Annotated in this window: 15 protein-coding genes and 1 pseudogene; 11 read left to right on the forward strand and 5 right to left on the reverse strand. The window is 63.4% G+C overall.

Annotation, left to right across the window (positions count from 1 at the left end; all coding sequences use genetic code 11):
- Positions 1-30: 30 nt before the first annotated feature.
- The 3 genes and pseudogenes from B9A15_RS23895 to B9A15_RS18225 form a co-directional block, all read right to left on the reverse strand.
- Positions 31-376, reverse strand: a pseudogene (locus B9A15_RS23895) (IS5/IS1182 family transposase); the annotation flags it as partial.
- A 32-nt stretch (positions 377-408) separates the two neighbouring features.
- Positions 409-690 carry a PepSY domain-containing protein gene (locus tag B9A15_RS18220; protein ID WP_084411957.1) on the reverse strand — a complete coding sequence of 94 codons (282 nt, stop codon included), beginning with the start codon at positions 688-690 and terminating at the stop codon, positions 409-411.
- Between the two features lie 224 nt (positions 691-914).
- The gene (locus tag B9A15_RS18225) at positions 915-4,091 is read right to left on the reverse strand and encodes a bifunctional cytochrome P450/NADPH--P450 reductase (RefSeq protein WP_084411958.1); all 3,177 of its coding nucleotides are present in this window, start codon (positions 4,089-4,091) and stop codon (positions 915-917) included.
- Positions 4,092-4,240: 149 nt separating this feature from the next.
- Between B9A15_RS18225 and B9A15_RS18230 the strand changes: the two genes are divergently transcribed.
- The gene (locus tag B9A15_RS18230) at positions 4,241-4,858 is read left to right on the forward strand and encodes a TetR/AcrR family transcriptional regulator (RefSeq protein WP_084411959.1); all 618 of its coding nucleotides are present in this window, start codon (positions 4,241-4,243) and stop codon (positions 4,856-4,858) included.
- Positions 4,859-5,078: 220 nt separating this feature from the next.
- Here B9A15_RS18230 and B9A15_RS18235 read toward each other — a convergent pair whose 3' ends face one another.
- Positions 5,079-6,005, reverse strand: a complete 927-nt coding sequence (locus tag B9A15_RS18235; protein WP_084411960.1) for a hypothetical protein — start codon at positions 6,003-6,005, stop codon at positions 5,079-5,081.
- Positions 6,006-6,226: 221 nt separating this feature from the next.
- On the opposite strand from B9A15_RS18235, the gene B9A15_RS18240 reads away from it, so the two are divergent.
- From B9A15_RS18240 to B9A15_RS18255, 4 genes are all read left to right on the forward strand, one after another.
- Positions 6,227-6,955 (forward strand): response regulator, encoded by a 729-nt coding sequence (locus tag B9A15_RS18240; protein WP_084411961.1) that lies wholly within the window; start codon positions 6,227-6,229, stop codon positions 6,953-6,955.
- Positions 6,952-8,214, forward strand: a complete 1,263-nt coding sequence (locus tag B9A15_RS18245) for an ATP-binding protein (RefSeq protein WP_084411962.1) — start codon at positions 6,952-6,954, stop codon at positions 8,212-8,214. The genes B9A15_RS18240 and B9A15_RS18245 overlap by 4 nt, the downstream gene beginning before the upstream one ends.
- Positions 8,215-8,309: 95 nt before the next feature.
- On the forward strand, positions 8,310-8,762 hold the full coding sequence (locus B9A15_RS18250) for an RcnB family protein (protein WP_084411963.1): 453 nt from the start codon (positions 8,310-8,312) through the stop codon (positions 8,760-8,762).
- Positions 8,763-8,997: 235 nt separating this feature from the next.
- Complete coding sequence (locus tag B9A15_RS18255) at positions 8,998-9,915, forward strand: intradiol ring-cleavage dioxygenase (protein ID WP_084411964.1); 918 nt, start codon at positions 8,998-9,000, stop codon at positions 9,913-9,915.
- A gap of 82 nt (positions 9,916-9,997) precedes the next feature.
- On the opposite strand, the gene B9A15_RS18260 is transcribed toward B9A15_RS18255, so the two are convergent.
- A complete protein-coding gene (locus tag B9A15_RS18260; protein WP_139798474.1) occupies positions 9,998-10,657 on the reverse strand; it encodes a hypothetical protein in 660 nt (219 codons plus the stop codon).
- An 854-nt stretch (positions 10,658-11,511) separates the two neighbouring features.
- On the opposite strand from B9A15_RS18260, the gene B9A15_RS18265 reads away from it, so the two are divergent.
- The 6 genes from B9A15_RS18265 to B9A15_RS18290 all read left to right on the forward strand — a co-directional run bounded on the left by B9A15_RS18265 (position 11,512) and on the right by B9A15_RS18290 (position 19,097).
- A complete protein-coding gene (locus B9A15_RS18265; RefSeq protein WP_342170512.1) occupies positions 11,512-12,564 on the forward strand; it encodes a LacI family DNA-binding transcriptional regulator in 1,053 nt (350 codons plus the stop codon).
- 255 nt (positions 12,565-12,819) lie between these two features.
- On the forward strand, positions 12,820-14,049 hold the full coding sequence (locus B9A15_RS18270; RefSeq protein ID WP_084411979.1) for an ABC transporter substrate-binding protein: 1,230 nt from the start codon (positions 12,820-12,822) through the stop codon (positions 14,047-14,049).
- 149 nt (positions 14,050-14,198) lie between these two features.
- A complete protein-coding gene (locus B9A15_RS18275) occupies positions 14,199-15,104 on the forward strand; it encodes a carbohydrate ABC transporter permease (RefSeq protein ID WP_139798479.1) in 906 nt (301 codons plus the stop codon).
- The gene (locus B9A15_RS18280; protein WP_084411967.1) at positions 15,101-15,949 is read left to right on the forward strand and encodes a carbohydrate ABC transporter permease; all 849 of its coding nucleotides are present in this window, start codon (positions 15,101-15,103) and stop codon (positions 15,947-15,949) included. The genes B9A15_RS18275 and B9A15_RS18280 overlap by 4 nt, the downstream gene beginning before the upstream one ends.
- Positions 15,950-15,984: 35 nt before the next feature.
- Positions 15,985-17,919, forward strand: coding sequence for a glycoside hydrolase family 127 protein (locus B9A15_RS18285; RefSeq protein WP_084411980.1), 1,935 nt, complete (start codon positions 15,985-15,987; stop codon positions 17,917-17,919).
- Positions 17,919-19,097, forward strand: a complete 1,179-nt coding sequence (locus B9A15_RS18290) for an ABC transporter ATP-binding protein (RefSeq protein ID WP_139798475.1) — start codon at positions 17,919-17,921, stop codon at positions 19,095-19,097. The genes B9A15_RS18285 and B9A15_RS18290 overlap by 1 nt, the downstream gene beginning before the upstream one ends.
- Positions 19,098-19,529 lie beyond the last annotated feature (432 nt).

Genomic DNA, 19,529 nt, shown 5'->3' on the forward strand with positions numbered 1-19,529 from the left:
CGAGAACTGGGCGAGCGTGAAGGACTCCGGTCAACCTGCGACGGCAGGTCGAGCGGCTATTATTAATCTGAAGATCGAGGCCTTCATGATGGCGACAAGAAGCTTGAGCCAGGCGAGGATATGGCGGAAGTTGTAGCCAATGGCGGCGAGGACAGCGTTGGCGGCGTCACTAATGGCGTGGGCGAGATGGATTGCGGCCCATCCAGTGGTTGGCCTTGAGATGGCTGGTGACTGGTTCGACAGCCGCTCGCCGAATCATCTCGCGCCAGATGGCGTCGGCCATGCCGCATTTCTGGCCCGATGTGTAGACCTTGAAGCGGTGGCTCAGCTGGACGTTGTGGCCCTTGTAGCCGGCACCGGCGAGAATCCTCGTGAGGGTCGCGCCGATGTGGGCCTCGATGGCAGGTGCTATTGCCCGAATAATCCGCCCTCCTTTGGCGGCCGCGCCTCGCCGGTTTCGGCGTCGTAGTTCATGCGGACTTCGGCACCGTCATCCATGAAGTAGACGATCTCATACTCGCCATCCGAGTAGGAAACGCTCTTGATCGCGTAGAAGCCCGGCCGCCCCTCGGTTTTGGCGATCACTTGCGAAAGCTTGACACTGTTGGCCGGCGGCAGCTTCGCTAGCGGGTCTGGCCGGGTGTCGGACTGAGCGAAGGCGCTTGTCGCGGTGAGCAGGCTGAGAGCCATGATGATCGGTATTGTTTTCATTTTAAAATTGATCCTTTGTCCGATGGAGATGTTTTTCCCCGTTCGCCTTGAACGGGAGGTGGCAAGGCCTTTTTTCTACTCTGAGTGGCGTGACTTTTACCTTTCACGTGATTAACAATCTCAGATTGTGGACTTATGATCCGGCGCTTGGCTGTAGCACCGGCTCTTGCGACAACGGGCTGGCATCGTCCTGCCAGGAGGCTCTAGCCGAACACGTCCGCGACGTAGCGGGTCGCCTCGCGCTCGATCTCCTCGGCCCAGGCTTCGGCGGCTTCCCGGCTGACATTCATGGCCTCCTGATAGATGCGCAGGAATGTGTCGCGGACCGAAGCGGCCATCCGCGTGCCGTCGCCGCAGACGAAGACGCGCCCTTCGGCGCGAAACAGGTCGGCGATCTCGGTGCGGTCGCGCCAGATCGCATCCTGCGAATAGGCGACGCCGTCCACGGGTCTTTCAGAAAACGCCATGCGCAGGTCGATGACGCCGTCGTCCTGCCAGCGCTCCAGCTCGTCCCGGTAGAGAAAATCCGTCTCGGGATCGCGCACTCCGAAGAAGAGGAGTGCCGGGCCGATCGCTGTCCCCGCCTGCTGCAAGGCGGCGCGCTCTTCGATGAAGCCCCGGAACGGGGCGATGCCACTGCCGGCACAGACCATGATGATCGGCAGTGTCGGATCTTCAGGCAAATGGAATCCGACCTGACTTGGCCGAACGGTGGCGCCGAAACTGTCTCCCTCGGCAAGGCGCGCCAGAAAGGTCGACGCGACTCCTTCATAGCGATGAGCGCCGCCTCGCGCAGGCGCGGAAAGGACCGAGACCGTCAGAGCGCAACGCGCCGCGTCGACAAGCGGCGAGGAGGCGATGGAATATTGCCGGGCCCGCATTGGCGGCATGGCGGCGATGAAGTCGCCAAGAGCGAAGTCGGCCGACGAAAACCGCTCCAAAAGGTCGAGAAGGGTGACGCGCTTGTCTAAAATTTCCGGCGAATAGACTTCGGGGCCCGACAGGCGCTGGGCGGCTTCACGTTCCGGCGGGCAGGCGATCGCCTCGACAAGGGCCGCGACCTGACCGGCGGTCGCGGGCTGCTGGAGTTCGAGATAATCCGCAAACAGGGTTTCGGCCGCCACGGGCCGGTCCACCGGCAGCAAGGACGACACACCCGGCGCGCTCTTGATGACGATCTCGGTATCGGGTGCGAGGGAAAAGCGCGAGAGGACACGCCGCACCGTTTGCGGCGGATTGCTGGCCAGCACCGCCAGATAATCGCCGGCGCGATAGCGCATTCCGGCAGGCAGGGCAATTTCGATATGCCGTTTCGACCGGGCGCCCTCTTTGGTCATGTCGACCAGTTCGCGGTTCGCGACGACAGTAGCGCGCTGCATCTCGTCAAGCTTCAGCGCGCGCTCGCGGATGCCGGAGCGAATCTCGACATTGAGAGACGCAAGGTCCCCGCCGCTTGCCTGGCGCCCCTCGGCGGCCGCGAGGGCTGGCCACAGGGCGCCGAACCAGCTTTCGAAATCGCCGAAGATATTGCCGGCGGCATCCCCTTCGCCGCGCGGCAGGAGGGGGTCTGCGCCCGCCTTCGACAGGGCTTTCTCGACACGTTTGGGGATGGCCTGATAGGTGCGCGCCCATTGCCGATTGCCGCAACCGAAGACGGCGAAGCGGCGCCCGGTCAAGGCGCCTGCCGGCAGAGCCTCGATCGCGGCAAGAAACTGCCCGGCATTGGCGGGGGGCTGGCCTTCGTAAGAGGCCGTGACGAGGATCAGCGGTCCGTCCTTCGGCAACCCCTCGGCATATTGATCCATTGGGGCGGGCGTTGCCTGATAGCCACGGGCGGCGGCCTCCCCAGCGATGCGCTGGGCGAAGGCTTCGCTGGTGCCGGAATTGCTGCCATAGAGAACCGTGAGTGGACCGAGATCGGCCTGCGGCGCGGCTGGTTCTGCCGAGGCGACCGGCGCCAGAGCTTCGGTTGGATGCGGGCTGTGCGTTAGCGCCACCGGCCTGTCGCCAGTGTCGCGGCGGCGCGCATGGATTCGCAGCCCTTTCGGCTTGAGTGTCAGCGTCTCGCTCACCACGAGCTTATAGTCGGCATCGGCCAGAGTGATGTCGAAGCGCTGCAGCATCAAAGCGAGCACCAGCACCGCTTCCTGCATGGCAAAGCCGCGACCGATGCAGGCCCTTTGGCCGTTGCCGAAAGGCTTCCAGGCATGAGGCGGCAGCTTGGCGGCCCGATCCGGGGCGAAGCGTTCCGGCCGGAACTCTCCGGGCGCCTCCCAGACGGCAGGGTCGCGATGCAGAACGGGCGTCAGAATGAGAAGGACATCCTCCGGCGTGACCTTATAGCGCCCGCCGATCGTGGTCGTCTCGCGCGCATGCACACCGAAGGCCGGGGCCGTCGGCCACAAGCGCAGCGTCTCCTCAAGGATCTGCTCGAGATAGGAGAGGCGGCCGATATCCTCAAAGCCCGGCGTCGCGCCCCCGAGCACCCGGTCCACATGCGCCCTGGCTTTGGCGAGCGTTTCGGGATGCTTCAGGAGGAGCCAGGTCGCGAAGCTCAAGAGCCCGCTGGTGGTCTCATGCCCGGCCACCAGGAAGGTGATCATCTGGTAGCCGACATTCTCGCGGCTGAGAGTCTCGCCGGTCTCGAGGTCCCTGGCGGTCAGCATCCGGTCGAGGAGGTCGCCGCGTTCGCCGAGACGCGGATCGCGGATGCGCTCTTCGATGAGCCGGTCGGCAACCTCGCGCAGGACCCGCGTGTCGGCTTCGAACAGGCGATTGCGGAGCAGGTTCAGACGGCCGACGCCGTGGGGCAGGCGCGCACGCCGGCCCGACTCCTCCAGCGCCCGGGACATGGCGTTGACGAAGGGATGCAATTCGCTCTGATAGAAGCTGTTGAAGCGGAAGTCGAAGGCCGACAGCGCGATCGTATCGAGGGTGAGACGTGTCATGTTGTCGGCGACGTCGATCACCGCCCCATCCCCGAAACGCTCCCAGCGCGTCATCATCTGTTCGGCGATGTCGAGCATCCGATCGAACATCGATCTGAGGCCCAGGGGACCGAAGGCCGGCATCAGCAACCGGTGTGCCTTGCCCCAGTTCGGCTCCTCGTCATAGGCGGTGAAGAGACCGTCGCCGGCCACCGTGCGGGCTTCTTCGAGGGGCCGGTGCAGCGCCTTTTGAAACCGGGTTTCGTCGCATAATTCGTTGGCCAGCGCCTGGCTGCCGACGATGACGAGGCTGTTGCCGAGGATTTCCAGGCGAAACAAAGGGCCATTGGTCTTTGCCAATCGAATGATGCTCTGGACGGGAGCCTCAGGATCGATCTCGGCAAGATTGCCGATCAGGGGCAGTCCCTTGGGGCGTGGAATCACATGGCTCATGGCGCTTCTCGCTCTGGCTTAACGGTCGAAGCTGCGGTCTGGCGGCCCCGGCGTCGGTGCTTTGCGAGGATATAGGAACGCGGTTCGTCGCTGGAAACCCGCGAGTTTCCGATCGACCCCTTTTGATATTGCGGTTTAGAAGTTGGTTCATGAGCGACGACAAGGCGAATACCGAACTTCCTCCTCCCCTGCTGGAGAGCGCTCTGGCGGAATTCCGCCGGCACGGCTTCAACGACGCCAATGTCGGGCGGATCGCGTCAGCGGCTGGAATGTCGAAGAAGACGATCTACAGGCATGTACCGTCCAAGGAGGCACTTCTTGAAGCGGTAATGCATGCCATGGTGACGCGTTCGGTCGGCCCCGTGACGACCGCCGCGGCCGGCCTGACCCCGGCCGAGTGGTTGAAGGCCTTCATGAAGGCCTTCGCCGGGCTCACCTTTTCCGAACACGGGATTGCGTCCTATCGTGTCGTCATGAGCGAGGGGCAGCGATTTCCTCATGTCGCCGCTCTTTATGTCCAGACCGTCAAACGCCTGGCGATCAGACCGCTCGCTGACCAGCTCGCGGCTTACGCCAAGGAGGGCAGGCTTGAAATACGACAGGCTGAACGGACTGCCATGATGCTCGTCTCGATGATCGTCGCCGAAGGGCTGCGCGATGCCGTTCTCGGTCTTGCCGAACCACCCGAAGGCGACGCGCTGGATACGCTTGTGAATGATGGCGTCGACATTTTTCTCAAAGGCATCACCCGCAACCCGCTCCCCTGAGAGCTGCTATTCCCGAGGTGATTTTTCATGCCCGCTGCCTCACAACCCAATGGAGCATGAGACCCGAGTTCGAAATCGGGTTGTCTGTGCATCGAACGCTTAAGCAGCTTAAGCTTGGTGATCTGCCCTGCCTTAAACGCATGCGGCCGGCACCCGCGAAGGATGCCGGCCGCCATCGGGGCGATGTGTTTTGCAATTACCTGCCGCCTCGTTCCGTCGTTCAGCCGCGGGAGGGCTGACGATCGGGACCATCGCGGCCCTGCTCGTCCCACCGACGATCGCCGTGACGCGGACCATCCCTGTCGCCACGCATCTCGTGGTGGCCGCGTCGCTCATCCCGGTCGGGGCCGCGATGCATGCCGGGACCGCGCATGCCGGGACCCCGGTCACCGCGGGCATCGCGCATCATGTCGCGCACAAGCGCCTGGGCGGTGGCGGCCTGCTCGGGGGTCAGCACGGTCTTGAGATCGGCAATGGCCGATTTCAGCGCCTGTGCCTTTTCGCCCGCATCCACGGCCCTGTCGGCGAACCGGTCGAGCATATCGAGGGCGCGGAAACCGTTGCCTTGATCCTGCGGCGTCGAGACGGTTGACGGCGGGGAGGCGTCTGGTCCGGCATCACCGGGCTGCGGCGCCTGATCATCCGGTCCCATAAGCGGACCGCCCGCATCCGGACCGGTGTCGCCGGGACCGCGATCGCCAGGCCGGCCCTCGCGCGGCGGGCCCATTCGGGGCGGCTGCACGGCCTCCGTGAAAGAGACCACTGCGCCGGTGAAGCTGCGCCAGGCTTCCATCTGGTCCGGCTGGATGCCGATCCCCGTCTCCAGGGTGGAGAGCGCTTCCGCCACCTTGGCCGGCGAGAACATCATTGGTCCGCCAGGTCCGCGGCGGCCGGGGCCGGAGCGATGCGGACCATGATCGCGCTCGCCCCCACGGTGCTCTACCATGCGTTGCGGCTTCTGGTGCCGCCGAGCGTCGGGCTTGGGCGGAAGACTGCGCTCGACCTCAGACTGCGGGGGCTGCCCGCCAGGAGTTTGGCCTTGCGCATAGACCGGAGCCGCGCTCGCCAGGAGCGTCGCCCCCATGAGGGCTGCCACGATGCGCGAAGGTTTGCCGAGAGCGGCCTTATTCTGGTTCTTCGTTGTCATCACGTTTTCCTCCGTTGATGGCGTGATGACCCCAACGTAGGAACCAGTTGTTGCAGGCATGAGGCCGAGTGTTACAAAGGCTCTCGCCTGCAGGGGAAAGTTGTAACGAAACATTGCTCCTTGCCGTTTCGCAAGATGACGAAACAAAACCGATCTCGCTTCCCGCAGCGGACGGAGTCAAACCATCCTGAACGACCTTTCCCTGAAACCCGAGATTGACCATGACCCACCCCAGCGTTCTCGTCGTCGACGACGACCCCGAAATTGGACGCCTTCTCGGCAAATATCTCGACGGCCAGGGTTTCCGCTGCCAGATCGTAGCCAGTTGCCGACAGTGCGAACAGAAAATCGCCAATAGCCGCGTCGACCTCGTCGTCCTCGATGTGATGCTACCCGACGGGTCGGGTCTCGATATCTGCCGGGACCTTAAGGAGCGCCGGCCGGACATCGCCATCATCCTTTTGACGGCGTTGAAGGAAGACGTCGACCGGATCATCGGACTGGAACTCGGCGCCGACGACTATCTGGGCAAGCCGTTCAACCCGCGCGAGCTCGCGGCGCGCATTCGCGCCGTGCTCCGGCGCGGCGGCGAGCCCACGTCCCGTGAAAGCGATGTGGCGCACAGCTATGTTTTCGAGGGCTTCATCGTCGATCCCCAGCAACGCTCGGTCAAAGGGCCAAACGACAAGGAGATCGGACTGACCGGGGCCGAATTTGACCTGTTGACGATCTTCCTGGACCGTCCCGGCCGCGTCCTGTCGCGCGACATCCTGATGGATCTTCTGCACAGGCGCTCGTCCGACCCCTTCGACCGCTCGATCGACGTGACGATGAGCCGGCTGCGGCGTAAGTTCAACGATGGCGGGGTGTTTCGGCTCTTCAAGACCGTGCGAAACGGCGGCTACCAGTTCGCCACACGCGTCGATCGCCATGGGGGACCGGAGGCGTGAAGTCGCTGCGCTCACGTCTGGCGCTGCTTCTGGTCGGCGCGATCCTGGGCGTGGTGATGATCGCCGCCCTTGTGGCGATCCTTGTTCTGGAACATCCCGATCGCGACAATTTTTCCCGGGTCTTCGCCGAGGAGGTTCGTATCGTCGCGTCGGTTCTGCGCAGTGACCCCACGGCGGCCGAACAACTCGGCATCGAAGTCGGCCCCGAGCCGCTGCGCAGCGGCGCGGTCGTTGTCCGCTCGAGCCGTGGCATCGGCGAGACCCTGGCCGATGCCGGTCTCGACATCCCGGTGCAGGTGGTCGACGACCGCCACACGGGCGCCCGCCAGCTTGCCTTCGAATTTGCCCCGGGCCGTTGGGCTTATCTGCCCTATCTCGGCATGCCACCGCGTCGCTGGCCCGTATTCCTGGCCTATATGGCGGCGGTCGCTCTCGGCGCCGTGGCCGTGTCGATGTTCACCGCGAACAAAATGACGCGGCCCTTGCGCATTCTCGACCAGGCGGTGACGACGATCGGACCGGACGGTCTGCCCGCGCATATTCCTGAAGACGGTCCGGCGGAGGTCCGGGCGACGGCTTCGGCCCTCAATCGACTGACCAGTCAAGTGCGCACGGCCGTCGAGAGCCGCATGCGGCTCGTCGCCGCCGCCGGCCATGACCTTCGAACCCCGATGACCCGCATGCGCCTTCGCGCCGAGTTCCTTCCCGACGACGAGCGCGGAACGTGGCTGAAAGACCTCGCCGAGCTCGACCGCATTGCCGACAGTGCCATCCGGCTGGTGCGCGAGGAGGTGGATCCGAATGCGGCCGAGGAAACCGAGATCATTTCGATGGTCGACGAGATCGCTTCCGAGCTTCGCGAAATCGGCAGGAATGTGGAATTCGAGCCCGATCCCGAGGAGGCGATGTACGTCCTGGCACGGCCGCTCGCCCTGAAGCGCGCCTTGCGCAATCTCATCGAAAATGCGGCCGTCCACGGAGAGATTGCCCGGATCGCGGTTTCCCGTTCCGGCAACACTGGCCTGCTCGAAATCAGGGACGAGGGTCCGGGCATTCCCGAAGAACTGATCAATCGGGCCTTCGAGCCTTTCTTCCGGGTCGATCCCGGCCGCCGGCAGTTGAAGCCAGGTGCGGGGCTCGGCATGGCAATCGCCAAGGAGATCGTCGACCAGATCGGCGGTCTCATTCTGATCGCGAACCGTCCGGGAGGCGGCCTCAGCCAGAGGATCGAGCTGCCGCTGCTTTCGGCCAGCGGATGACACGGCGCAACAATAGACATGTTTCGTAACCGGATCGCGCCGGCGTTCTCCCCGTTTGCTTCCCGACCAACCATCCACTGGAGGAAACGGAAATCATGCTGACCCGATCGATTGCCATCGCGCTGTCCATGACGCTCGCCGCCCCGGCTCTCACGGCTACCTCGCCGGCCATGGCGCAGTCGTCCCGGAAGCTCTTGCCTGCACAGGCGCCGAAAGAAGGCGAGCAGAAGCGCAGTGAAGAGCACGCCGCACCCAAGGGGTCCACACCCAGGGAGGTCAAGTCCCGGCAAACGACCCCCAAACTTACCGAGGCCAAGCGGGAAGCGCCGGAGCAAGTTAACGCCCATCGCGCCGATCATGGCCGGGACTGGCATCGCCGCGGCGGAACTGTTCCCAAGGCCTATCGCGGCCATGTGGTTTCGGACTGGCAGAAGCATGGGCTCCGCCGCCCCGACGAGAGGCATCGCTGGGTGAAGGTGGACGGCGATTATCTGCTGATTGCAACGAAGAGCGGCCTCGTCGCCGCCATCGTCGCGGCCGCACGCTAGAGCGCCGCGCGTCCGATTGGACGCGCACAGGACGCTCGAACTCGTTGAACCTACGCATCGTGCTTTCCGGAAAGTGGGTCCGGTTGTCGGGTCATCCGATGCGCAAACGAACGGCAGAACTTTGAGATCCGAATCTGAAATCGGATCTCAAACTGCAGAGCATCGAAGAAGCAGCCCGGAAATCCCAGCTCGGCGTCTGGCCGGGCGCCGTACAAGCAAAGAGGATCAGGACGCCATGACAGTACATAACCCCGGCCGCCGCCGGTTTCTTGCCCTGACGGGAGCAACGATCGGGGGTGCGGCAATCCTGCCGCGCAGCGCTGTGGCGGCACAGACGCCCGCTGCAACAAGCCGCTTGCTCATCGGACAGAATATCTGCCGACTGACACCCGAAGTCACCGAAGGCCCATATTACTTCGATCCCAAACTGGTTCGTCGGGACATCACCGAGGGGCATGCCGGCATTCCGTTGAAGCTGCGCATGCAGGTGGTCGATGCCGACTGCCTGCCGATCGAAGGCGCCCGTGTCGACCTCTGGCACTGCAATGCGAGCGGTCTTTACTCGAACTATGCGGGCCAGGGCGACGACCGCGAGCATCCGGTTTCGACCAAAGGTGAGACCTTTCTGCGCGGCACCCAGATGGCCGACGAGGGCGGTGTGGTCGAGTTCCTGACGATCTATCCCGGCTGGTATCGGGGTCGGACCACCCATATCCATTTCAAGGTCTTCACCAATGAGACGACCCGGTTGACAGGTCAGATCTTCTTCCCGGACGCCTTGTCGGCCTATATCTACCAGAACATTGCGCCCTACTCGGATCGGCAAGGGGAGCGTGACACGATCAACGCCAATGACTGGATTGCCAAACAGGCCGGTGACGCTTCCTTTGCCTATGTCAAGGAAGGCGAGACGGCCTACGAGGTCGCGCTCATTGTCGGCGTCGACCCGTCGGCAAAGAGCGTGCAGAGTGCTCCGCCGCCGCCGCCGGATGGCGTTCCTCCCGAAGGCCCGCCGCCACAGGGCTTCGGCGGGCCTCCGCCCGGCGGAGCCCGGGGGCCTGATGGCGCACCGTCTGGACCGCCTCTCGGCGGCGGATCAGGCGAAGGTCAGCCGATAACCCCTGCGATGCTGGTTCCCGGTGCGAATAGCTGATCGAAAAACACAAAGCGAGGCGATGAGCCTCGCTTTGTGTTCCCTCTCGAGACCGTCTCCGGCGGATCGACGAAGATAGCGCCTACCAGGGCGTCAAGGCCGTCGCGATGGCATCGATCCTGTTCAGAGTGTGATCGACGGTCGCGGCCGCCACGTCCAACCCGTCGCGCAGGGTAGCGCCGCCGGGCAACCAATCGGACACTCCGCCCATCCCGCTGTCCCGGGAAACGGACGGAACAGGCCGGCCAACCTCCGCAACCAGGGGCCGATTCTCCGCGCTTGCAACGGGCCCCGGATCATCGTTCGGCGCGTCTTCTGAAACCAGGAGCGGGTCGCGCGACTCGCAGGCTGTGCGGCACTCGGTGAACAGAAGGACTCCGTCCGGAATACTCGTGTCGTCGTGTCTCCGCGGAGTGCCTGTCGCCACCCTCGTCTCGCCCTCCTTGCTTCGTGTTTCGACCTGCGGTCTCGAATGCGCGGGTGTCGGGGCGGCGCGCTTGGTGATCGCGAGCCGGGGCGACTTCTCCTGATTGACGTTCTGCCGGTTCGAAGGCTCGACCTCGACTGTGTCCGACGAGGACGCCGACGGCTCGCCCGGCCCGAAGATCGTCTTGTAGAGCCCTGCGCCGCCGCCGGCCGCGTGGAGCACGATCATCACCGTTCCGGATATGACCGCCTGGGTCGCAAAGCGCCGCGATATCGTAGACAAATAACCCGGCAAAGCGCGAATTCGTGTCCGCATGTGGCATCCCCTTCACAATGGGTGGGTATATTCCGCCACAACCTGACAATATTCTGGCCCTGCTATTACGTTTTGTTTCGCCGTTGCTTTTTTCGCCGCGAAAAAACGTTTGGCTCTCCAATCGCTCAGTTCGGCTTCAAACGGCCCTGTCGCAAGATTTCGCGGCCTCACGGTTCGGTGCCCGTACTGACCGATTTTCGCTCTCTCACCGATGAAGAGTGTTGCCATGATCCTGAACACGATCGCCGAAAGACTGAAGTGGCAGTCAAGTAGACTTGCCTTCGGAAAGTGATGAGCTCTTCTGAAGGAAAGAGCAGCATTTCGTAAGAAACTCGGCAAGGGATTCGTGGCCGAGGCTGTGCGGCTCGTTGCAGCGGGCGGCCGCAGGCAAAAGGAAATTGCCGAGAGTCTCGTGATCGGCTTGTCGACTTTACGCCGCTGGCTGGACTAGCACCGGGAGAAGGAATTGGAAGCTCCAGTTCCCGTTCGGCAGGAGCAATCTACCCGCGTTCGCCGTGACCTTGCGAACGCGACGGGCTCCGGGGCTGCACTTGATGGACGGCTCCGCACCGAAGCCCGCCGCACATCCGGCCCGTCATGGCAACATGACCACCGGAAACGAGCTCCCTGCTGGAAAAAACTTGGGGCCAACGTCACGGTCCCCGAATCGTTAAGCGGCGAGAGTTTGCGACAGGGCCGGTGTTTCTCCCTTAGTGTTCGATTTCTGGCTTGACACGCTATCAGCGCCATGGAATGGTTTGGGAAATCGTTTTCTCACCTGTGCTCGATGCGAATAGGGTTCCCGACTCTTCGTGTCACGCAGGTTGAGAAAACCTTTTCTCAGAAGGTGGTTCGTGTTTGCTGGTTCTGCTAATCGCTCAGCTCGAGTTACCATTCGAGAGGTCGCCCACCATGCCGGTGTGAGCGTCTCGACGGCTTCGAAGGCGCTGAACGGCAACGGCCGGATGACAGAGGATACACGCGAACGGATCCTCAAGGCAGCCTCTGAACTACAATTTCGCCCAAATGCCATGGCGCGGGGGCTCCTAAAGCAGCGCTCCTTCACCGTCGGGCTTCTGACGAACGACACCTATGGCCGCTTCACGCTTCCCGTCGCGAGCGGTATTTCCGAGGCGCTGGTCGACGAGGGAGTATCGGTCTTTCTCTGTCCCGTTCTCGACAATGACCCGCGCCGCGCCCAGGTCAATGTCGAAGCGATGCAGGACAAATGCGTCGACGCGCTGATCGTATCGGGTCGGCGTGCCGATGCGAGGCTTCCCATCGATCTCGCCAGCCTCACAATGCCGATCATCCACGTCTATTCCGAATGCGGGCCGAACGAGATCGGCTTTTTCGTCGATGAGGTCCAGGGGGCCCGTCTCGCGGTCGAGCATCTTTACGCCAGTGGTCGCACACGTGTTGCCCATGTCACGGGGCCGGACAGTTTCGACGTTGTGGCGAAGCGCATCGCCGGCTGGCGCGAAGCGAGCCGTGCCCATGACCGAGACCCCTTTCTGCAGCCGCTGACGGGTGCCTGGACCGAGGCTTGGGGCTTTGCGGCCGCAGAACGCCTCTTCGCAAATGGCGTGCCGTCCGCCGGACGCCCCGACGCGGTGTTCTGCGGCAATGATCAGATCGCTCGCGGCCTGGCCGATGCTCTTGCGCTGCGCGGGATCAAAGTGCCCGAGGATGTGGCGATCGTCGGCTTCGACAACTGGGAAATCTTCGCCGATGCGGTGCGGCCGCCTTTGACGACGATCGACATGAATCTCGTCGAACTCGGACGGCAGGCCGGGCAGACCCTTCTCGAGCTGATCGAAGGGCGACCCGTCGCGCCCGGCCATCGATACCTGCCCTGCCGGCTGATCCAGCGCCGCTCCTGCGGCGCGGGGCGGGACATGTCCTGAAGCGCCGGGCGAAAACGGGATGCCGGGTTCCGGCCTCCCGGCGCGTGACCAATAAGATCGAGAGCATCCGGGCGGCCAATCCGCACCGCCCGATGCCCCCGCGCAGTCCGTTCGGCATCCGCGCCGGGGGCCATTCCCCGCTCGCATGCCTGATATCCGAACGAGAACCGCTTCCATGCGCGGACGGGAGGTCCGCCGGCGGGAATCGCAAGCCAAGGGAGGACATGCATGACCCGCTCCAATACTTATTCGAAGATCGTCGCAAGACTGATGACCTGTGCCGGCGCGATGGCGCTTCTGGCCGGGCCTGCATCGGCCGAAACGATGACACTATGGTCGCGCTCGGGCCAGGGCGAGACGATCCCGGCGCTGGTCAAGGCCTTCAACGAAAGCCACGAAGACCAGGTCCAGGTGGTCCAGGTTCCCTTCCAGGAAATGGTCCAGAAATATGCGACCGCTCTGGCCGGCGGCGAGGCGCCCGACGCCGTCGCGCTCGATCTGATCTATACTCCGTCCTTCGCGGCGTCCGGCCAACTCGAACCGCTGACGGATTGGGCGAAGAGTCTTTCGTATTTCGACAGCCTCTCCAAGGCGCACCTTTCGGTCGCCACCTATCAGGGCGACATCTACGGCATGCCCTTCACCACCGAGACCTCGGTGATGGCCTGGAACAAGGACCTGTTCGAAAAAGCCGGGCTCGATCCCGAAAAAGGGCCAACGAATTATGCCGAATGGCGCGACATGGCCAAGAGGGTCGATGCGCTCGGCGATGACATCGACGGCTTCTATTTTTCCGGCAACTGCGCCGGCTGCACCATTTTCTCCTTCACGCCGATGATCTGGGCCTCGAATGGCCGGATCCTCTCGGATGACGGCTCCAAGGCGACCCTCGACACGCCGCAAATGCATGATGCGGTCGACCTTTTCCGCAACATGATCGCCGATGGGTCGATCGCGGCAAGCGCGCGCACCGACAACGGCACCAACTTCCTGTCGATCCAGAACGGCCGGATCGGGATGCAGGTGGTCGGAGCGGCGACGATCGGCGTCCTGACCACCCAGCACCCCGATCTGAATTTCGGCGTCGCCCCGATCCCCGGCAAGGACGGCGGCTCATCCACCTTTGTCGGCGGCGACAATTTCGTCATCACCAAGGGCTCCGACCATGTCGACCTTGCCAAGACGTTTCTGGAATTCGCCTACTCCCCCGAAGGCCAGACCCTGATGGCGAAATATGGAAGCTTGCCGGCGCGGTCCGATATTTCGGCTAAGATCATGGCCGACCAGGATTCGCGGCTTCAGGTCGCCGCAGCGACCGTCCCCACGGGGCACACGCCTTACTCCGTCGTCTTCAACGACATCATCAACAGTGCGAACTCGCCCTGGATCCAGATGCTGTCCGCCGCGATTTATGGCGACGATCCCGATGCCGCGATTGCCGAAGGCGAGCGGCAGATGCAGGAAACCATCGACTTCGGCAGCTGATCGCCCGCGTCTCCTCCCAGCGGACGATGCGGCGCGTCCGGCCTCGGCCCCGAGCCTGCCGGGCGCGCTGCCCGAACCGTCCATCCTCGAACCACCGGGACGATCCTATGTCGAATATCGTCACCCAGCCGGTCACGGTCGGCAAGGCCATGCCGTGCGGCGGGCACAAGCGAAAACGAAAGCGAAAGAGTCAACTCGTCGGCTTTCTCTTCGTCGTCCCCGCGCTCCTCCTTGTCGGCCTCTTCTTCCTGACGCCCGTCGCCATGACCGCCTGGATGTCGCTTCATCGCTGGCCGCTCTTGGGCCAGCCGCGCTTCATCGGCCTCGACAACTATTGGCGCATGCTCTCCGATACCGGCTTCTGGGACGCGATGGGCTTCACCGTCCTCTATACCGTGGTGGTGACGATCGCGATCTTCGCGGTCGCCTTTCCACTGGCGATCTTCGTGGAGAAGCCGCGCCCCCTCCAGAACGTGTTTCGCACCATCTATTTCCTGCCGGTCGTGGTCGGTTTTGCCGCCGCCTCGCTCCTGTGGGTGTGGCTACTCAATGTGGACAACGGACTGTTCAGCCCGCTCATGGAACGCCTCGGCCTGACGAACGGGCGCGTCAATCTTCTGGGCAGTTTCGACCTCGCCTTCGCCTCGATCATCACCATGGTCGTCTGGAAGGTCGCGGGCTTCACCATGATCATCCTGATGACCGGCCTTCAGAGCATTCCCGAGGATATCACGGAGGCCGCGCGCATCGACGGGGTCTCCGCGTTGAAGCGCTTCCGCTTCCTCACACTGCCTCTGATGCGGCGCACTGTGGGTTTGGCGCTGATCCTCTGCATTTCGGGCTCGATGCTCGCTTTCGACCAGTTCTACATCATGGTTTCGGGCGGCCCCCAGAATCAGACGCTGACGGCCGTCTACTGGATCTTCAACCAGTCCTTCGTCTCCTTCCGGCTCGGCTATGGCTCCGCCCTGTCCATCGTGCTTCTGGCGATTCTCGTCGCCATCAGCGTCGTGCAGCTCTGGATCATCCGCGATCCCAAGGAGGATGCGCGATGACCGCCGCCACAGCCAAGAGATTGTCCCTCGCATTGTCGACCCTTGTCGGTCTTCTGGTGGCGGCCGCCTTTCTGGCGCCGATCCTCTGGACGATCCTCTCCTCCTTCCGGGGCGGGTCTGAAGCCTTTCAGGTGCCGCTGCCGCCCTGGCCGACGCAAGGCGTCAGCGTCGACAGCTATTTGCGCCTCGATGCGGCGGGCGAGGGCATCCTGCGCCACTCGGCCAATAGCGGCTTCGTCGCCGGCATGACGGTCGTCCTGTCTGTGATCGTCAGCCTGTTTGCCGGCTACGGCTTCTCGCGCTTCCGCTTTCCCATGCGCAACGTCCTGTTCGTGCTCATCATGGCGACGTTGATGATCCCGTTCCAGTCGATCCTCACCCCGCTCTTCATCCTGCTTGCCAAGCTCGGCCTGCAGAACACCCTGATCGGCCTCGTCCTCGTCTATACGACGCTGCAACTGCCCTTCTCGATCTTCATGATGCGCAACGCCTTCGACGCGGTGCCCAAAGAGATCGAGGAGGCGGCGCGCATGGAAGGCGTGACCACCTTTCAGATGCTGTTCCGCGTCCTTCTACCCCTCGTCATGCCGGGCGTCGCGACGGTGGCGATCTTCGCCTTTCTCAACGCCTGGAACGAGTTCCTGGCCGCACTGATCTTCCTGTCCGATCCGGACAAGCTGACGCTGCCGGTTCTGATCGCCCAGGTGCGCGCCGGTCGCTTCGGCTCGGTCGATTGGGGCGCGGTCCAGGCCGGGGTCACGGCCATGATGATCCCCTGCCTCATCGTCTTCCTGGCCTTGCAGCGCTTCTACATCCGCGGGCTGACCGCGGGCGCCGTCAAATGACGGTCTCTGGTTTCGACCCATCCTCAGGTGACTTCATGAACAAACAGTCTTCGATCGCCGCAGGCTCGGCCGCTTCCTTCCGGCCGCCGCAACTGCGCCAGGTCACGGTCGGGGGGTTCTTCGGCCCGCGTATCGACACCATCGCCACCAAGACCGCCCATATGCTCTTCGATCGCTGCATCGAGGCCGGCATGCTGGACCAGGTCGATCCGGACCGACCCAATCCCGGAATCCGGATCCCCTTCCAGCATGGCAACACCGTCACCACCCAGATGTTTTGGGACTCCGATTTCGGCAAGAGCATCGAGACGGCGGCCTATGCCCTCTATCGCCACCCGGATGCCGAGCTGGAGCGCCGGGTCGACGATGTGATCGACGCCTATGCCCGTCTCCAGGCCGAGGACGGCTATCTCAATTCCTGGTATCAGCGCATTCAGCCCGGCGAGCGCTGGACGAACTTGCGCGACCGCCACGAGCTCTACAATGCCGGCCATCTGATGGAAGGCGCGGTAGCCTATTTCCAGGCGACCGGCAAGCGGCGCTTCCTCGACATCCTGTCGCGCTATGCCGACCATATCACCACGGTCTTCGGCACAGGCGAAGGGCAGCTACGCGGCTATCCAGGCCATCCGGAACTCGAACTCGCCCTTGTCAAGCTCGCCCGCGCCACCGGCGAGCGGCGCTATCTGGCGCTCGCCAAATATTTCGTCGACCAGCGCGGCCAGACCCCGAATTATTTCGAGGAGGAGGCGAAGGTCCGCGGAGAAGCCGATGGCGCATTCTGGTTCGGAACCCAGGAATACAATCAGTCGCACGAACCGGTACGCGATCAGCGTCGCATCGTCGGTCATGCGGTGCGCGCCACCTATCTTTACAGCGGCATGGCGGATGTGCGCACCGAATTTGCCGACGAGACGCTGACCCCCGCGCTCGAAGGGCTCTGGTCGCATCTGACCGAGAAGAACCTCTATGTAACGGGCGGCCTCGGCCCGTCCGCTCAGAACGAAGGCCTGACCTTCGATTACGATCTGCCAAATGCCAGCGCCTATGCCGAGACCTGCGCCTCCGTCGCCCTCGTCTTCTGGGCGAGCCGCATGTTGGGGCGCGGGCCCGATCGGCGTTTTTCCGATGTGATGGAACAAGCCCTCTATAATGGCGCCCTGTCGGGAATCTCGCTCGACGGCGAGACGTTCTTCTACGAAAACCCCCTGGAGAGCCGGGGCGATCATCATCGATGGCGCTGGCATCGCTGCCCCTGCTGCCCGCCCAATCTGTCGCGGCTGATCGCCTCGATAGGGACCTATATCTACGGCCTTGCCAAGGACGAAATCGCCGTGCATCTCTATTGCGAGAGCGAGGCGACGGTCGAGGTGGCCTCTCGGACGGTGACGCTGACCCAGAGGACGGCCTATCCCAGGGATGGACGCGTCGAGATCGAATTCGGCGCACTGGAGGCGCCGGCGCGTTTCGCCCTCTCCCTGCGCATTCCCGGCTGGGCCAGCGGTGCGACGCTCGCCGTCGACGGCGAGGCGATCGATCTGGACGCTCATATGGCCGAAGGCTATGTGCGGCTGGAGCGGGAATGGCGTGGCGGCGAGCGTATCGTTCTCGCCATCGAGATGGTCCCGCGCCTTATCTTCGCCCATCCCAATGTCGGCAATGATCAGGGCCGGGCGGCGCTCGCCCGTGGCCCCCTCGTCTACTGCCTCGAAGGCGCCGACAATGGCAGCTTCCTCAATGGCGCGGTCCTGCCGGCGGAGCCGGCCTTCAGATGCGAGGCGATCGACGATCTCGGCGGTTTCGTGCGCATCGCCTGTGGGGGGCGTCGCGAGCGATACGAAACGGGCGCGCTCTACCGATCGACGCCGCCGTCTCGCGAAGAAGGAACGCTGACCTTCGTGCCCTATTACGCCTGGGACAATCGCGAGCCCGGCGAAATGCTGGTCTGGGTGAGACGGGAGGCCGAATAATGGGCGCGCAGGCGAGGTGGCAAACCATAGCGGACGCCGAAGGCAGTGGCCTCACCCTTTCGAAAGTCCGTAAATCCTTCGGGACGGTCGACGTTCTGCACGGGATCGACCTGGCCGTCGAACCCGGCGAGTTCGTCGTGTTCCTCGGACCGTCGGGTTGCGGAAAGTCGACGCTTCTGCGGGTGATCGCGGGTCTTGAGGATGCGAGCGACGGCACGATCCGGATCGGGGGGCGGGACGTGACCGACACCGATCCCTCCGAGCGCCAGATCGCCATGGTGTTCCAGTCCTACGCGCTCTATCCGCATATGTCGGTCAAGGAGAATATGAGCTTCGGTCTGCGCATGAACGGCGCGCCGAAGGCCGAGATCGAGAGGCGCGTCGCCTCGGCGGTCGAGATACTGCAGCTGCAGCCTCTTCTCGATCGCAGACCCGGCCAGCTTTCAGGTGGTCAGCGCCAGCGTGTCGCGATCGGACGGGCGATCGTCCGCGATCCGCAGATCTTCCTCTTCGACGAGCCCTTGTCCAATCTCGACGCCGAATTGCGGGTGGCCATGCGCATCGAGATCGCCAAGCTCCATCAGCGCCTCGGCAACACGATGATCTATGTCACCCACGATCAGACCGAGGCCATGACACTGGCCGACAAGATCGTCATCTTGCGGGGTGGACGCCTCGAACAGGTGGGGCGGCCCGCCGAAATCTACGACGATCCGGCCAATGCCTTTGTGGCAGGCTTTATCGGGTCGCCGAAGATGAACCTTCTGCCGGCTGAGCTCGACGGGGATGGCGTGCTGATGGTCGGCGGCCATTCCCTCGGACGTTGCGTACCCGATGCTTTCGGGGCGGGACCCTTCGATGTCGGCATTCGGCCCGAACATCTCGTCGTCGTTCCCGCCTCCCTCGACAGAGCGCGTCTGGACCAGGAGCGCTCCGGCATGATCGGCCCCCTGCCGCTCCGCGTCGATTTCGCCGAATATCTCGGCTCGACGAGCTATATTTATGGGGAGATCAGGCAAACAGGGGGGCGCGAAAGCGCTGGCCTCCCGCTGACGATCGAAGCCCGGCGTGGTGTCCGAGCGCGGCCCGGCGAGACGCTGATGGTCACCTTCGATCCGAACGATTTGCGCTATTTCGACCGGGAAACCGGCGAGCGCTTGCGCCTTCCGGCTCGCTGACGAACCCTGTCGCGAGTATTGGCCGCTCAATGGTTCGGAGAGGTGGCCCTGACCACCAAAGCGAGAGAGTGGCATGGGATTATCGAATGGATCGAATCGCGCCTCTTGGCGGAAACGAGCCGGACATTTCGGTTCGATCGGCTGATGGGACAATTCTCGGCGTCGAGACAGCCGTTTGGCAATGTCCGGCGAGGGGCTCAGACGACGCTCGGGCTGCCAGCGGAGATCATTTCATACGTCCGCTGAAGATGAGGAACGGCCCCTGCTCTGCGGCATCTATGTGACAAGGGAGAGGGCTGACCTCTTCGAACGAGAAGGACCGTTCCATGACAGAGCTTAGAGCGAGATGATTTTACCTCGGTGCATAACCTGAATTGGCGAGATAGTTTGAACATTCGCGATTTGTGACGGTCTCGAGAATTTCGCGGATCG

It is taken from the genome of Fulvimarina manganoxydans (assembly GCF_900176465.1).
Lineage (GTDB): Bacteria > Pseudomonadota > Alphaproteobacteria > Rhizobiales > Rhizobiaceae > Fulvimarina > Fulvimarina manganoxydans.

Coding starts and splice junctions, on each gene's coding strand:
- B9A15_RS18220 (WP_084411957.1), bottom strand. CDS start 690: ATGGCTCTCAGCCTGCTCACCGCGACAAGCGCCTTCGCTCAGTCCGAC.
- B9A15_RS18225 (WP_084411958.1), bottom strand. CDS start 4,091: ATGAGCCATGTGATTCCACGCCCCAAGGGACTGCCCCTGATCGGCAAT.
- B9A15_RS18230 (WP_084411959.1), top strand. CDS start 4,241: ATGAGCGACGACAAGGCGAATACCGAACTTCCTCCTCCCCTGCTGGAG.
- B9A15_RS18235 (WP_084411960.1), bottom strand. CDS start 6,005: ATGACAACGAAGAACCAGAATAAGGCCGCTCTCGGCAAACCTTCGCGC.
- B9A15_RS18240 (WP_084411961.1), top strand. CDS start 6,227: ATGACCCACCCCAGCGTTCTCGTCGTCGACGACGACCCCGAAATTGGA.
- B9A15_RS18250 (WP_084411963.1), top strand. CDS start 8,310: ATGCTGACCCGATCGATTGCCATCGCGCTGTCCATGACGCTCGCCGCC.
- B9A15_RS18255 (WP_084411964.1), top strand. CDS start 8,998: ATGACAGTACATAACCCCGGCCGCCGCCGGTTTCTTGCCCTGACGGGA.
- B9A15_RS18260 (WP_139798474.1), bottom strand. CDS start 10,657: ATGCGGACACGAATTCGCGCTTTGCCGGGTTATTTGTCTACGATATCG.
- B9A15_RS18275 (WP_139798479.1), top strand. CDS start 14,199: ATGCCGTGCGGCGGGCACAAGCGAAAACGAAAGCGAAAGAGTCAACTC.
- B9A15_RS18280 (WP_084411967.1), top strand. CDS start 15,101: ATGACCGCCGCCACAGCCAAGAGATTGTCCCTCGCATTGTCGACCCTT.
- B9A15_RS18285 (WP_084411980.1), top strand. CDS start 15,985: ATGAACAAACAGTCTTCGATCGCCGCAGGCTCGGCCGCTTCCTTCCGG.
- B9A15_RS18290 (WP_139798475.1), top strand. CDS start 17,919: ATGGGCGCGCAGGCGAGGTGGCAAACCATAGCGGACGCCGAAGGCAGT.